Genomic DNA, 12,021 nt, shown 5'->3' with positions numbered 1-12,021 from the left:
GCGGTCGCGGTTACGGGCGTGTGGTGCGGCGCAGCAGGACGGCTGAACCCGCCGCGACCACCAGGCCACCGACGATGAGGAATCCGTCCGTCGAATCGCGCAGGGACCATCGCTGGTATCGATCCGGATTCATGCCGCAGCCGACCGCGGTCGCGTTTCGCATCGACCGGACGGGTGTCAGTGGTGACCGGCTGTGGGCAGATAGGAGCGCAGGACTGCTCGTGCGTGCTGTCGGAGTGGTGCATCGAGGCGGGTGCCGGGGGCGGTGAGGATTCCGCGGATCCGGGCGCGGAACTGAGGGGGAGTAAGGCCGAAGGAGGTAAGGATGTCCTCGGCGGGCGGGCCGTGGAATGGCTGCCACACCAGGGCGAAATCGATGAGGGCCTGCTCGTCGGTGGTCATGGGTCACACCGGGACGAGCCCGAGGTCGGCGCAGCCCTGGAGGAGGGCGTCGAATCCGAAGGCTTCGACCGGGCCGACCACCCCTGCGTCACGGAATCGGTTCGTGGCGAGTTGCTTTGCGGCCCAGGCGATCAGCTCACCGGTGAGGGTGTAGATGCTGGGGCCCTCGAGGTGGATCTCGGCCACGAACGTCGCCGCGACCGACCAGGTCGGCGATGCTCGTCGGATCGGTGACGTCGGCGAAGGCGTAGTTCAGGCCGCCGGTGCGTTCGGCGCGGGCCCGGACGGCCGCGCGATTGCGTCCGGCCAGGACCGGTTCGATGCTCCGGCGCAGCAGCGACTCGAGCACGAGGTCGCCGGTGTAGCCGGTGGCCCCGAGCAGCACGGTGCGGCCGGTCATGCCTGCGATTTCCCTTCGGCGCTGAGCGGGACACGGCGGCGCAGGAAGTCGAGCTGATCGGCGACGACGCGATCGAAGGCCGTATCGCGATAGATGTCGAAATGCCCGTCGGCGTAGGTGCGGACCTCGCCGCGCGGCGCCCGGGCCGCATAGCGCAGCGTCGGCTTCGCCGGTGCGACGGAATCGGTTTCGCACACCGAGAACAGGATCGGCACCTCGATGCGGTCGGTCAAGCGGCCCGGCCGATCGGTCAGGATATCGAAGACGACGCGGGCCGCGGCCTCGTTGCGGAAGTCCGCACCGGGCGGAACCAGTGCGAGATAACCGGATTCGGCATCGGGTGCGGTCATCAGCGCGGTGCCGTGCACGGGCCCGGCTGTCGTGATCATATGCGGCGCACGGCCCAGCAGTGCCCCGGCGACGTCACGGACACCGGCGAGGGTGGCCTTGACCGAGTTGACCGGTGGAATGGCCAGGGTGGAGGCGATGCCGTCGGTGAAGGGGCACTGGGCGATGGCCGCGACGAGCCCGGCCGGGCGCTGGGCCGCGGTGTAGATGGCGTGCCCGCCGCCGAAAGAGGTGCCCCGGGCCACGATTCGGTCGCCGTCCACCTGCGGCAGGTGCCGCGCGAAGGCGATCGCGGCCGCCCAGTCGGCGCGCTGTTTGCGGGTCGACAGCAGATACCGCGGCATGCCCTCGCTGTCGCCGAAATGGCGGTAGTCGAAGACCAGGCAGGCGTATCCCGCGGCGGTGAAACGTTCGGCGAAGGCGGACAGGCCCATGGCGCGGATCGCGCCGAGCCCGTGCGCCATGACGATCACCGGCGGCCTGGACCTGGGCCGGTGCTCGGGCAGATAGAGGGTCGCAGCACAGTACGACCCGTCCTCGGACGGGAAGCGCACATCGTGTTCGCTTGCGCCCGTGGTGTTCTCGCTCATCACGCCACCACCTCGGCGTCGCGGGTGCGGCGGGCGGCGACACTCGCGGTCGGGCGATCGACGGGGTGGATCCCGCCCGGCCGTTGCGCGCCGCGGCGGCGCTCCAGCCGCAGATCGCGCATGTAGTCGTCGAAGTCGACCTGAATGGTGTGGCGCTTGGACGCCACGTACCGGCGCTGGATGCCACGCTGGTACGCGGTGATCTCCCGGTCCATCTCGGCCGGTCCTGGCAGGTGGTAGCGGCCCTGCAGGTGGTCGGCGATCAGGTGCGCCTGGCGTTCGGCGATCGGCATGATCGCGCCCAGCGGCTGCACCAGCCCCACGAAGTACAGGCCCGGCACCTCCGGGTGGAAGACGCGGCGGTACAGGCGCATTCGATTGTCGCCCGACGGATCCAGGAACCCGGGGTCGAAGAACGGGAAGCTGATCTTGTACCCGGTGCAGAACACCACCAGATCCGCGGCTACCCGGCGACCGTCGGCGAACACCACCTCGTCACCGTCGAAGCGATCGATGGTCGGCATCGGCGTGATCGCCCCGTGCGCGAGCCGATCCAGGATCCGGCTCGACATGGTCGGATGTGCCTGGGCGAACTTGTGATCCGGCGCGGGCAGCCCGTAGCGGGTCATCGGCCCGGTCGCCGCGGCCATCAGCTTGCGGGCCAACGGCCAGCGCAGGAACGACGGGAACCATTCGGCCGCTCCGATCCGGTCGTACGGGCGGCCCCATACGTACTTCGGAATCACGTGCACCCCGCTGCGCGCCGAAAGATAGGTCTCGGCAGCGTGATACGAGGCGTCGACGGCGATGTCCATCGCGGAGTTGCCCATGCCCAGCACCACGACCCGCTTGCCGGTCAGCTGCGCTTCGTCGGTGTAGGCGTGCGAATGCATGATCTCGCCGCGGAATTCGCTCGCGCCGGGGAACATCGGCTCAGGCAGGCGGGGATCCCAGTGGTGGCCGTTGGCGACCAGGACCGCGTCATAGACGACGGTCTCGCCGGTCGACAGCGTGACGTCGAAGGTGCCGTCGGGCTGCGGCCGCACATGGTCGACCCCGGTGCGGAACCGGATGCGGTCGCCGAACCCGAAATGCCGCACATACGCATCGAAGTAGTCGGCGATCTGATCGTGGCGGGCGAAGTCGGGCAGGTGCGCGGGCATGGGGAAGTCGCTGAACTCCATGCGCTGGCGTGAGGTGTTGATGTGCAGCGACCGGTACGCGGCCGATACTCCGTTGCTGTTACCCCACACCCAGTTGCCGCCGACCCGGTCGGACAGCTCGTAGCAGTGCACGTCGATGCCGCGTTCGGCCAGCACCTTCACCGCGGTGATACCGGCGGAGCCCGCGCCGATGACGCAGACCCTCGGTTGGTTGGAATTGTTGGACATGACTCGGACTCCTTTATGACCAGCGGTCATATGACCGCTGGTCACTGTAGGATGTAATCCGTCGCACAGTCAATAGCCCGCGGGCAGAGGAGATCGGTGATGCCGACAGGAACATGGGACCGGCTCCCCGCGCCGCGCCGGGCCGCCGTGGTGGCCGCCGCCGAGGCCGAATTCGCGGCCCGCGGGTTCAGCGGCGGCAGCCTCAACACCATCTGCCGCGAGGCCGGCGTCTCCAAGGGCAGCCTGTTCCAGTACTTCGCCGACAAGGCCGACATGTACGTCTACCTGGCGGAACTGTCCAGCGAACGGATCCGCTCGGCCATGGAGGCGACCGCGAGAAAACTGGACTGGGGGAGTGACTTCTTCGGTTCCCTCGACGTCCTCCTCGAAGCCTGGATCCGCTACTTCTACGACCACCCGCTCGAGCGTGCGATGACCGCCGCCGCCAACCTCGAACCCGACCCCGTGGCCCGCACCGCCGTCCGGGAATCCGTCAACCGCCATTACGTGGCCGTGCTGCAACCCCTCTTCGATGTGGCGACCGCGCAGGGCGCCCTCCGCCCCGGCGCCGACACCCAGGCCCTGCTCTCGCTGCTGCTCCTCATGCTGCCCCACCTGGCCCTCGCCCCCCACGTCCCCGGCCTGGACCCGCTGCTCGGCCTGGCCGAGGGCGGCGCCGACCACGCCGTCGCCACCGCCCACCGCTTGGTCACCACCGTGTTCGACCCCTACCGCGGCGACAACTGACCCGGCGCCGGAAGGGATCTCGCGCACTCGGCTGCTTCGTGGCGATCGGTAGGATCGGGACATGACCGAGCGCAAACCGCCCGGGCTCTCCTTCGAATCGTGGATCGACAAACAGGTCCGCGAGGCAACGGAGCGTGGCGAATTCGACAACCTGAAGGGTGCGGGCCAACCCATCCCGTCCGGCGCCGCCGACGAAGACTGGTGGCTGCGCAACTATCTGAAGCGTGAGGGGCTGGGCGGCGACGCCCTCCTCCCGGAATCGATCGTCCTGCGCCGGGAACGCGAGCGCATCCAGGAAACCGTCCGGGACATGTTCTCCGAGAGGGATGTTCGCGCTACGGTGGCCTCCCTCAACGACCGCATAGTCCAGTACCTTCGCATGCCAACCGGCCCCCACGTCCCGATCGGCCCCCTGAAGGTCGACGAGGTCGTCGAAGCCTGGCGCGCCGAACGCAAATCCGCCCGCCCACCCCGCACCGCAATCCCGTCCTCGGACGCTCGCATCGAACGGCCTTGGTGGCGAAGACTTTTCAGAGGCTGAGCCTTCCGTGGACGGACGGCTGGTCCTGGTGAGCGGCCTCCCGGGCGCAGGCAGGACCGCCCTGGGTACCGCCCTCGCCTGCCGCGGGAGGCGGCCGGGTGTCGTTGCCGCCGTTGGGATTCCGCTATGGGTGAAGGTGGTGGCGGTTACTGGAGTTCGCGGCCGGAGTCGTGGCCTGCGATGGCGCTGCGGCGGAGGAATCCCGCGATGAGCTGGAGTTGTTCGGTCGTGTAGTCGGCGCAGATCTCGTCCAGTGAGCTGTTCATGCCCGACAGTAGTTGGTAGAGCTCGCCGAGGCGGTCGGGGAGGGTGCGGACCACGACCGAGCGCCGGTCGGCGGCGGCGCGTTCGCGGACGATCCAGCCGCCGCGCTCCAGCCGGTCGAGGATGCCGGTGAGGGTGGCGGGGTGCAGTCCCGCGGCGCGGGCCAGTGCGGTGGGGCTGATGGGGCCCTGGCTGTTGATCACGTCGAGGCAGTCGACGTCGACGTCGCGCAGTTCCAGGCGCACCCCGACTTGACGGTTGAGCATGGCCAGGTTGCTGCGCAGCCCGCGCATCGCGCCCTTGATGTCGCCCGCGGCGCGCCGCCGCAGCCGGGCTTCCTCGCGATCCGCTGCAGCACCCACCACGCCTCCCATCGGCTCGTATGAGATTCGTACTTTACGTCACCCGTACTTGGCCCCGGATGGGCCTCATCTGTGGAAGTGCCTATGCATGAGTGACCCAGCTCACCTTGTAGTATGAAATTCGTAGCATCTACTATTCGAATTATATGACAATCGTACAAAAAAGGAGCTCACGATGATCGTCATCACCGGTGCGACAGGAGTCGTCGGCCGCGAAACCATCCAGCTTCTACTGGAATCCGGGCAGCAGGTGACCGCCGTCAGCCGGAATCCGCAGCGGGCGGCGCTGCCCCCGGATGTGCGCGTGGTCGGCGGGAATCCCTCGGACCCGCGCTCGCTGGGTCCGGTGTGGGACGGCGCGGAAGCGGTGCTGATCAGCCCGCGCGCGGTCGGGGCGGCGGCCGCTGACCTACTGGCCGCGGCCGCCGCGGCGGGCGTGCGCCGCGCGGTGGTCATCTCGGCGCTGACGGTGCAGTACCCGGCGGGAGAAGCCCGCTTCGCCGACGGCTTCCGGGCCGCGGAACAGGCCGCGCGGGACTCCGGCCTGGACTGGACGGCCTTGCGCTGCGCGGACTTCGACGCCAACGCGCTGGCCTGGGCCCCGCAGATCCGCGCCACCGGAACCGTCCGCGGCGCGTACGCCGAGGCGGCCACCTCACCGATCCACCAGCGCGATATCGCCGCCGTCGCGGTTCGCGCGCTCACCGAATCGGGCCACGGCGGACGCGCTTACGTCCTCACCGGCCCGGAGTCACTCGACCAACGCGACAAGGTGCGCATCCTGGGCAAGGCCCTCGGCGTCGACCTGTCATTCGCCGAAGTCGCGCCGGATCAGGTGCGGGCCGCGCTGCTGACCCAGGGCCTGCCCGAGGAGGTTCCGGCCCGGCTGCTCGGCTCGCTCGCCGACTACGCCTGCACCCCCGGCCCCACCACCGGCATCGTCGCGGAATTGCTGGGCCGGTCTGCGCTCACCTTCGCGCAGTGGGCCGACGAGAACGCCTCCGCATTCCAGAACTGAAGGGATCCACCGATGTCCGTCGACTCCCCGTCGAGTTCCGAACTTATCGACTTCACGCCGATGTATGCCACCCACAATGCTTTTCGCCGCGATCTGGGGCGTTTGCGCGAGGCCGCCGACGCCGGTCGGATGGACGCCCCGGGCGTGCGAGCGGGCTGGGCGAACTTCAAACGCCAACTGGACGTGCACCATTCGGTCGAGGACGTGGTGCTGTGGCCCGCACTGCACCGCGCGGTGGCCGGCCGTCCCGTCGAGCTCGCGCTCATCGCCGATATGGAGGCCGAGCACGCGCACTTGGATCCGCTGCTGGCGAGCGTGGACTCGGCCATCGCACACCGAGCCCCGGATCTCGGTGCGCGCGTCCTGGAGCTGGCCGAAGTCCTCGGTAATCACATGCGGCACGAGGAGATTGCCGCCCTGCCACTCATCCAGCAGGAACTGACGGCCGCGGACTGGGCGGCCTTCCGCTCCGCGATGGCCCGGCGTCAGGGCCCCTCCGGCGCGGCCGTCTACATCCCGTGGATCCTCGACGACGTCACCCCTGAGGAGCGCCGTGCGTTCCTGGCCGCCATGCCCGCCCCGGTCGGCATCCTGAATCGTGTGGCGTTCCAACCCCTTTACCGCCGCAGTCGCCTGTGGCGATAGGAGTACTCACAGGGTCGGGACGGCCAGCGGCAGGGCGGGCGGGAAGATCACCGGAACCGCGGCGGGCGCGCGATGGAACGCGCTCGGCCGCCATTCGAGTTGGTCTGCGGGCATGGCCAATTCGATCTCGGGTAGCGCGTCCAGCAGTTGGTCCAGAGCCTCCTGCACGATGACCAGCGTCACGGATTGGGCCGGGCACGACCGTGATCCAGCGCCCCACGCCAGATGCGAGCGGTTGCCGACCCGGTCGCCCGCCACCGCCGGATCGGAATTGCATCCGGTCGAGCTGATGATGACCGGTTGGTCGGCCGGCAGCCACACATTCTCGACCAGCTGCGGTTGCCGGGGATAGCGGGCGCAGGAGTTGGCCAGCGGGGGATTGACGAACAACACCTCGTCGATCGCGTCCCGCACGGGCAACGCACCGGCGAGCAGATCATCGTGGAACTGGCTGTCCGTCAGCATCAACAGCACCGTGTTGACGATCAGATTCCAGGTGGGTTCGCTGCCGCGGGCATAGAGGACCGCGAGCTGCGCCACGATCTCGGCGTCGTCGAGCCCGGCCGGGTGCGAGATGAGCCGCGAGATCACGTCCGTGCCGGGTTCGCGCCGCTTGGCGGAGACCGCCTCCAGCAGGTCTCCGGTCAGACGCTGGTTGTAGCGGTCCGAGGTTTCCTCGTCGGGGGCATCGCGCAGGACGGACATCGCGGTGAACACCCGCTCGCCGACCTCCCGGGACAGGCCGAGCAGATTGTTGACCACCCGCACGGTCAGCGGCACCGCGAACTGGTCGAGCAGGTCGGCCTTTCCCGCACCGCAGAATTCGTTGATCAACGGCACCGCGGCCGCCTCGACCTCGTGCCGCAATGTGAACAGATCGACGGCGCGCAGCGCCTCGAGGTAGGCGAGCCGATAGCGCGTGCGGTGTTCGTCCTCCGCCCCGGAACCGATCGTCCCCCACTCCATGATCGGCAGGACGGGACAGTTCTCGGGGAGACTCGACTCCCAGGCTCTCGGATCGGCGGGAAAACGGTCCGGATCACTCAAAATGCGCAGTGCCGCACGGTATCCGATCACCAGCGTCGCCGAAACTCCCGTCGCCACTTTGACCGGGACGAGGTGGCCGTGCTCGCGCCGCATCCGGTCGTACGCGGTGCGGGGGTCGGCGGTGAACTCGGGCGAATACAGCCTCATGCGGCCTCGAACACGTTAGTTACCAAGGTGTAGCTCCCATGGACGGATGGAATGCGACCAGTTCCACGACCCCCGGTGCAACGATCACACAGGATCGAGAACGGTCGGTATTGCTGCTGGAATGCTGGTGGCGCGTATCCGCTTGCCGAGCAATCGAATACATCGATGCCGTTTTCGGGCCGCCAGCAGCACTCCCGCTTCGAGTCAATGATCAGCGTGCACTTCTCCCGATATGTTCACCCGCGAGATACGTTTCGCTGGAACATGTTTCGGTGATGTGGGAATCGTACCGCAAACCTCGATGAAGTCGCAGCGGACTCTGGGGGTGGAGGGTTGCGTCCGCGATCGCCGCCGGTCACGGCCGCAACCACGGCCAATTGCCGAGGCCCGGAAACATTGAGTCCGACACCGGTTCGGCCGCAACGGCTTAAGCGTTCAGACCGATGTTGCAGCACGTTCACCACTGTGTGAACTACAAACTCTCGCGGCATCGACCGAAGCGCGGATCGGGGCACCCCGCACGGCCGAGGAACCGGGCCGGGCGGCGGCGGAGGGTTAGGCTCGGGACGTGCCGACTCTGTTGATCATTCATCACACGCCGTCACCGTTCATGCAGGAGATGTTCGAGGCGGTGGTGGCGGGCGCCACGGATCCCGAGATCGAAGGGGTCGACGTCGTGCGGCGGGCCGCCCTGGGCGTGACGGCGAGCGATGTGCTCGCGGCGGACGGGTATCTGCTGGGGACGCCCGCGAATCTCGGCTACATGAGCGGAGCGCTCAAGCACGCATTCGACACCTTCTATTACCCGTGCCTGGATTCGACCAGGGGCCGGCCCTACGGGCTGTACATCCACGGGAATCAAGGGACCGAGGGAGCCGAGCGGAGTGTCGAGAGCGCGACGACCGGACTCGGCTGGGAGAAAGCGGCCGCACCGGTGATCGTGCTGGCGAAGCCGGAGAAGGCGGAGATCGAGCGCTGCTGGGAATTGGGGGCCACCATCGCCGCACAACTGATGGGGTGAGCCCCCGATTTCTGGTGGCTGACACATTTGGTGCCGCGCCGGTCATACTCGTGGGGGCGTTCTCAGGGAACGTCACATGGGAGTGAGGGAAGAGGTGACGGCCGCCGTGGAGGCGCAAGAGTCGGGGATACGCCGCATCGGGCTGGTCGAGGACCATGAGTCGGTGGCGATCGGGTTGTCGGCCATGCTGGCCCCCGAAGCCGATCTGGAGTTGGTGATCACGGCGGGGACCGTGGCGGAATTGCTGTCGGCGGGGCCGCAATTGGATTTGGTGGTGCTGGATCTGCGGCTCGCGGACGGGTCCTCGCCCGATGACAATGTGCGAGCGCTGCGGGCGCGGGGGATCGAGGTGCTGGTGTTCACCGGAGCGGACAACCCGTTCCTGGTCCGGTCGGCCGCGCGGGCGGGCGTGCTGGGTGTGGTGCGCAAGTCCGAGGACATGCCGACGGTGGTCGCGGCCGTGCGCCGGGCCGCGCACGGCGAGCAGGTGGTGACCACCGACTGGGCCGCCGCCATCGACGGCGACCCGCAGCTGTCCGATGTCGGGCTGAGCCCGCGCCAGCAGCAGGTGCTGCAGCTGTACGCGTCGGGGGAGAAGGCCTCGCGGGTCGCGCGCATGACCGGCCTGTCCGAGCAGACCGTCAACGACTACCTGGGCCGCATCCGGCAGAAGTACGCCGACGCCGGCCGCCCGGCCCCCACCAAGACCGATCTGTACAAGCGGGCCGTCGAGGACGGGTGGCTGCCCGTTCCCGAGCGGAATCCGCGCGCATGACCGCCTCGGGCGCCCTGGAATCCCCGGCCGCACCCCGGCCGATGCCGTCCCTCGCGGCATACACCCAGCGCCTGCGCGGCCGCCTCAGCATGCGGGAGGACTCGGCCATCGCCGCCTACGACCGCATCATGCGGCGGTTGGGCATCTCCATCGGTATCGCCGGCATCATCGTCGGGGGTGTCGAGCTGCCGGAGGTGGCCGAACAGGGCCGCTACGCGCCGGCCTGGTGGACGGTGACCGCGGTGGTGCTGGCCTTCGGCTGGTATCCGATCATCGCCGTGGTGTCGGCGGTGTCGGGTCCGCGGGCCGTCCGCTTCGTCTGCGGCTGCGCGGCATTGAGTTTCCTGGGCGCCCTGGCCTCCATCCCGTTCGGGCTGAAAATTCACACTGTGGACGCCACCACGGTCTGGCCGTACCGGGTGACCGCGCTGGCGGTAACGGCGGCGGTGCTGGCCTGGTCCAGCCGCGTGACCGTGATCTATCTGCTGGCCGCCGCGACCTCGGCGGCGCTGGCCACCGTGTACACGCTCAGCAGGGTCACCCCGGAGCATGTGACCGAGAACTTCCTGCGCTCAGCGGGTTTGGCGGCCCTGTTCGTCTGGTGCGGCACCGCCGCCACCGGCGCCGCGGCCCGGGTCGACCGCGAATCCGCCATCGCCAGCCGCCGTGCCGCCGCCCAGGCCGCCGCTCAGTCCCGCGACCGGGAGCGCGGCCGCTTCGCCGCCCTCATCCACGACGCCGTGCTCTCCACCCTGCTCGAGGCGTCCCGGACGGGCACCAAATCCGATGTGCTGCAACGCCAGGCCGAACGCACCCTGGAGCAGTTCGACGAATCCCGCGGCGCGCAGCGCGATCCAGACCTGCTCGACGCCCGCTCCGCGGTGCTGTTCCTGCGGGCCGCGGTGCAGGAGATCAATCCGAGCATCCGCTTCACCACCCGCACCTGGCCCGGCTACGACGACCTGCGCATGCCCGTGCACTCGGCCAGCACGATCGCCGCCGCGCTCATCGAGGCGGTGCGAAACAGTCTGCGCCACGCCTCCGTTCCGGGCCGGGAGGTGCGCCGCACCGTCACCGCCACGGTCAGCGCGGGCAGTATTCGCATCGCCTTCAGCGATGACGGCGCGGGTTTCGACCTGGCCGCCGTCTCCGCCGACCGCCTCGGCATCTCCATGAGCATCCTGGGTCGCATGCGCCAGCTGGCCGGCGGCTCGGCGTTCGTGGAATCCCAACCGGGCGAGGGCACCATCGTGACACTGGTGTGGGGTGGCGATGGCTCCCGCTGACAGTTCCCCTATCGACCTGGAACCTCGATTCGGGCTGCGCGACCTGCTCGGGCTGCGCGGCAGCGCCGCCTGGCTGTTCCTGCTCATTCTCGAGGCCGTCATCGCGCTGTACATGCTGGGCAATTTCGGCCAGTCACCGCCGTGGGCCGCCTTCGCCAGCCTGGTGCTCATGCTCAGCGCGGCCGCGCTGGTCACCGCGATTCCGGTGGACCCGCTGCCGATTCCGGTGGCGTTGTACGCGGCCGCCGCACCGCCGGTTGCCACCGCCCTGACGGTCATGACCCCCACCCACGATCTGCCGAACGAGTCGGTGTGGTCGGCCTTCGCCTCGTCCTATGTACTCGCGGTCCTGGTGCTGCGCGGGCGGATTCGCACCGCGTGGGTCGGCGTCATCGCCGTCGCGACGGTGCTGGTGGTCCTCGGTCTGGGCTCGCATCTGCAACCCGGCACCCTGGTCGGCTCGGTGGTACCGGTCGGCACCGTCACCGCCATCTCGGTGTTCGCCGCGATCATGCGACCCATGCAGCGGTCGCTGCGAATCCTGCGCGAGGACGCCATGATGCGTGCCGCGGCCGAGGCCACCATGGCGGCCGCAGACAGCGAGCGCACCCGTCAGCTCGCCCGCCTGGACCGGGTGGCCCGGCCGATCCTGGAACGCATCGCCGACGGCGCGGAGCTGACCGCCGCCGAACGTGAGGAGTGCCGGCTGCTGGAAGCCGAACTCCGCGACGGCCTGCGCGCACCGCAGCTGGTCACCGACGAGCTCAGCGGCGCGGCCCGGGGCGCGCGGGCGCGTGGCGTGGAGGTCGTGCTCCTCGACGACGGCGGTTTCACGGGCGTCCCCGAATGGGTCCGCAAGCGCGTGATCGATGCCGCCACAAGGGAACTCGACGCCATCAATGCCGGCCGCATCACGGTCCGGGTGCTGCCGCTGGGGCGGCACGTACTCGCCACCGTGCTGGCGACGGCCCCCGACGAGGACCGCCGCACCGAAATCGACACCGACGGCAAGGTCACGACCATCACCGATTGAGCGG

Annotated in this window: 16 protein-coding genes; 8 read left to right on the top strand and 8 right to left on the bottom strand. The window is 69.0% G+C overall.

Annotation, left to right across the window (positions count from 1 at the left end; all coding sequences use genetic code 11):
• Positions 1–10 precede the first annotated feature (10 nt).
• The 6 genes from ABZ909_RS31615 to ABZ909_RS31590 are packed head-to-tail and all read right to left on the bottom strand — an operon-like array spanning position 11 to position 3,131.
• A complete protein-coding gene (locus tag ABZ909_RS31615; protein WP_357006881.1) occupies positions 11–163 on the bottom strand; it encodes a hypothetical protein in 153 nt (50 codons plus the stop codon).
• Between the two features lie 14 nt (positions 164–177).
• The gene (locus tag ABZ909_RS31610; protein ID WP_357006878.1) at positions 178–402 is read right to left on the bottom strand and encodes a hypothetical protein; all 225 of its coding nucleotides are present in this window, start codon (positions 400–402) and stop codon (positions 178–180) included.
• 3 nt (positions 403–405) lie between these two features.
• Complete coding sequence (locus ABZ909_RS31605) at positions 406–588, bottom strand: hypothetical protein (protein WP_357006875.1); 183 nt, start codon at positions 586–588, stop codon at positions 406–408.
• Positions 539–802, bottom strand: coding sequence for a hypothetical protein (locus ABZ909_RS31600; RefSeq protein ID WP_357006872.1), 264 nt, complete (start codon positions 800–802; stop codon positions 539–541). The genes ABZ909_RS31605 and ABZ909_RS31600 overlap by 50 nt, the downstream gene beginning before the upstream one ends.
• Entirely contained in the window at positions 799–1,740 is a 942-nt protein-coding gene (locus ABZ909_RS31595) for an alpha/beta hydrolase (protein ID WP_357006869.1), read from the bottom strand. The genes ABZ909_RS31600 and ABZ909_RS31595 overlap by 4 nt, the downstream gene beginning before the upstream one ends.
• Entirely contained in the window at positions 1,740–3,131 is a 1,392-nt protein-coding gene (locus ABZ909_RS31590; RefSeq protein ID WP_357006866.1) for an NAD(P)-binding domain-containing protein, read from the bottom strand. The genes ABZ909_RS31595 and ABZ909_RS31590 overlap by 1 nt, the downstream gene beginning before the upstream one ends.
• A gap of 99 nt (positions 3,132–3,230) precedes the next feature.
• Between ABZ909_RS31590 and ABZ909_RS31585 the strand changes: the two genes are divergently transcribed.
• Positions 3,231–3,878, top strand: a complete 648-nt coding sequence (locus ABZ909_RS31585) for a TetR/AcrR family transcriptional regulator (RefSeq protein ID WP_357006863.1) — start codon at positions 3,231–3,233, stop codon at positions 3,876–3,878.
• Between the two features lie 61 nt (positions 3,879–3,939).
• Positions 3,940–4,419 carry a DUF1992 domain-containing protein gene (locus ABZ909_RS31580; RefSeq protein WP_357006862.1) on the top strand — a complete coding sequence of 160 codons (480 nt, stop codon included), beginning with the start codon at positions 3,940–3,942 and terminating at the stop codon, positions 4,417–4,419.
• A gap of 146 nt (positions 4,420–4,565) precedes the next feature.
• On the opposite strand, the gene ABZ909_RS31575 is transcribed toward ABZ909_RS31580, so the two are convergent.
• Positions 4,566–5,045, bottom strand: coding sequence for a MarR family transcriptional regulator (locus ABZ909_RS31575; RefSeq protein WP_357006861.1), 480 nt, complete (start codon positions 5,043–5,045; stop codon positions 4,566–4,568).
• Between the two features lie 175 nt (positions 5,046–5,220).
• Here ABZ909_RS31575 and ABZ909_RS31570 point away from each other — a divergent pair, with 175 nt between their 5' ends.
• Together ABZ909_RS31570 and ABZ909_RS31565 are read left to right on the top strand one after the other, a co-directional pair.
• Positions 5,221–6,063 carry an NAD(P)H-binding protein gene (locus tag ABZ909_RS31570; RefSeq protein ID WP_357006859.1) on the top strand — a complete coding sequence of 281 codons (843 nt, stop codon included), beginning with the start codon at positions 5,221–5,223 and terminating at the stop codon, positions 6,061–6,063.
• 12 nt (positions 6,064–6,075) lie between these two features.
• Complete coding sequence (locus tag ABZ909_RS31565; RefSeq protein WP_357006857.1) at positions 6,076–6,708, top strand: hemerythrin domain-containing protein; 633 nt, start codon at positions 6,076–6,078, stop codon at positions 6,706–6,708.
• 6 nt (positions 6,709–6,714) lie between these two features.
• Here ABZ909_RS31565 and ABZ909_RS31560 read toward each other — a convergent pair whose 3' ends face one another.
• The gene (locus ABZ909_RS31560; RefSeq protein WP_357006855.1) at positions 6,715–7,902 is read right to left on the bottom strand and encodes a cytochrome P450; all 1,188 of its coding nucleotides are present in this window, start codon (positions 7,900–7,902) and stop codon (positions 6,715–6,717) included.
• A 568-nt stretch (positions 7,903–8,470) separates the two neighbouring features.
• Between ABZ909_RS31560 and ABZ909_RS31555 the strand changes: the two genes are divergently transcribed.
• From ABZ909_RS31555 to ABZ909_RS31540, 4 genes are all read left to right on the top strand, one after another.
• Positions 8,471–8,923: a flavodoxin family protein gene (locus ABZ909_RS31555; protein ID WP_357006853.1), complete on the top strand. Its 453-nt coding sequence runs from the start codon at positions 8,471–8,473 to the stop codon at positions 8,921–8,923.
• Positions 8,924–8,999: 76 nt separating this feature from the next.
• Complete coding sequence (locus tag ABZ909_RS31550) at positions 9,000–9,698, top strand: response regulator transcription factor (RefSeq protein ID WP_357006851.1); 699 nt, start codon at positions 9,000–9,002, stop codon at positions 9,696–9,698.
• Positions 9,695–10,984, top strand: coding sequence for an ATP-binding protein (locus ABZ909_RS31545; protein ID WP_357006849.1), 1,290 nt, complete (start codon positions 9,695–9,697; stop codon positions 10,982–10,984). The genes ABZ909_RS31550 and ABZ909_RS31545 overlap by 4 nt, the downstream gene beginning before the upstream one ends.
• Positions 10,971–12,017, top strand: coding sequence for a hypothetical protein (locus tag ABZ909_RS31540; RefSeq protein ID WP_357006847.1), 1,047 nt, complete (start codon positions 10,971–10,973; stop codon positions 12,015–12,017). The genes ABZ909_RS31545 and ABZ909_RS31540 overlap by 14 nt, the downstream gene beginning before the upstream one ends.
• The last annotated feature ends 4 nt before the right edge of the window (positions 12,018–12,021 follow it).

The sequence above is a fragment of the Nocardia sp. NPDC046763 genome (genome assembly GCF_040645495.1).
Taxonomy (GTDB): domain Bacteria; phylum Actinomycetota; class Actinomycetes; order Mycobacteriales; family Mycobacteriaceae; genus Nocardia.
This window is presented reverse-complemented; position numbering and strand designations above follow the sequence as displayed.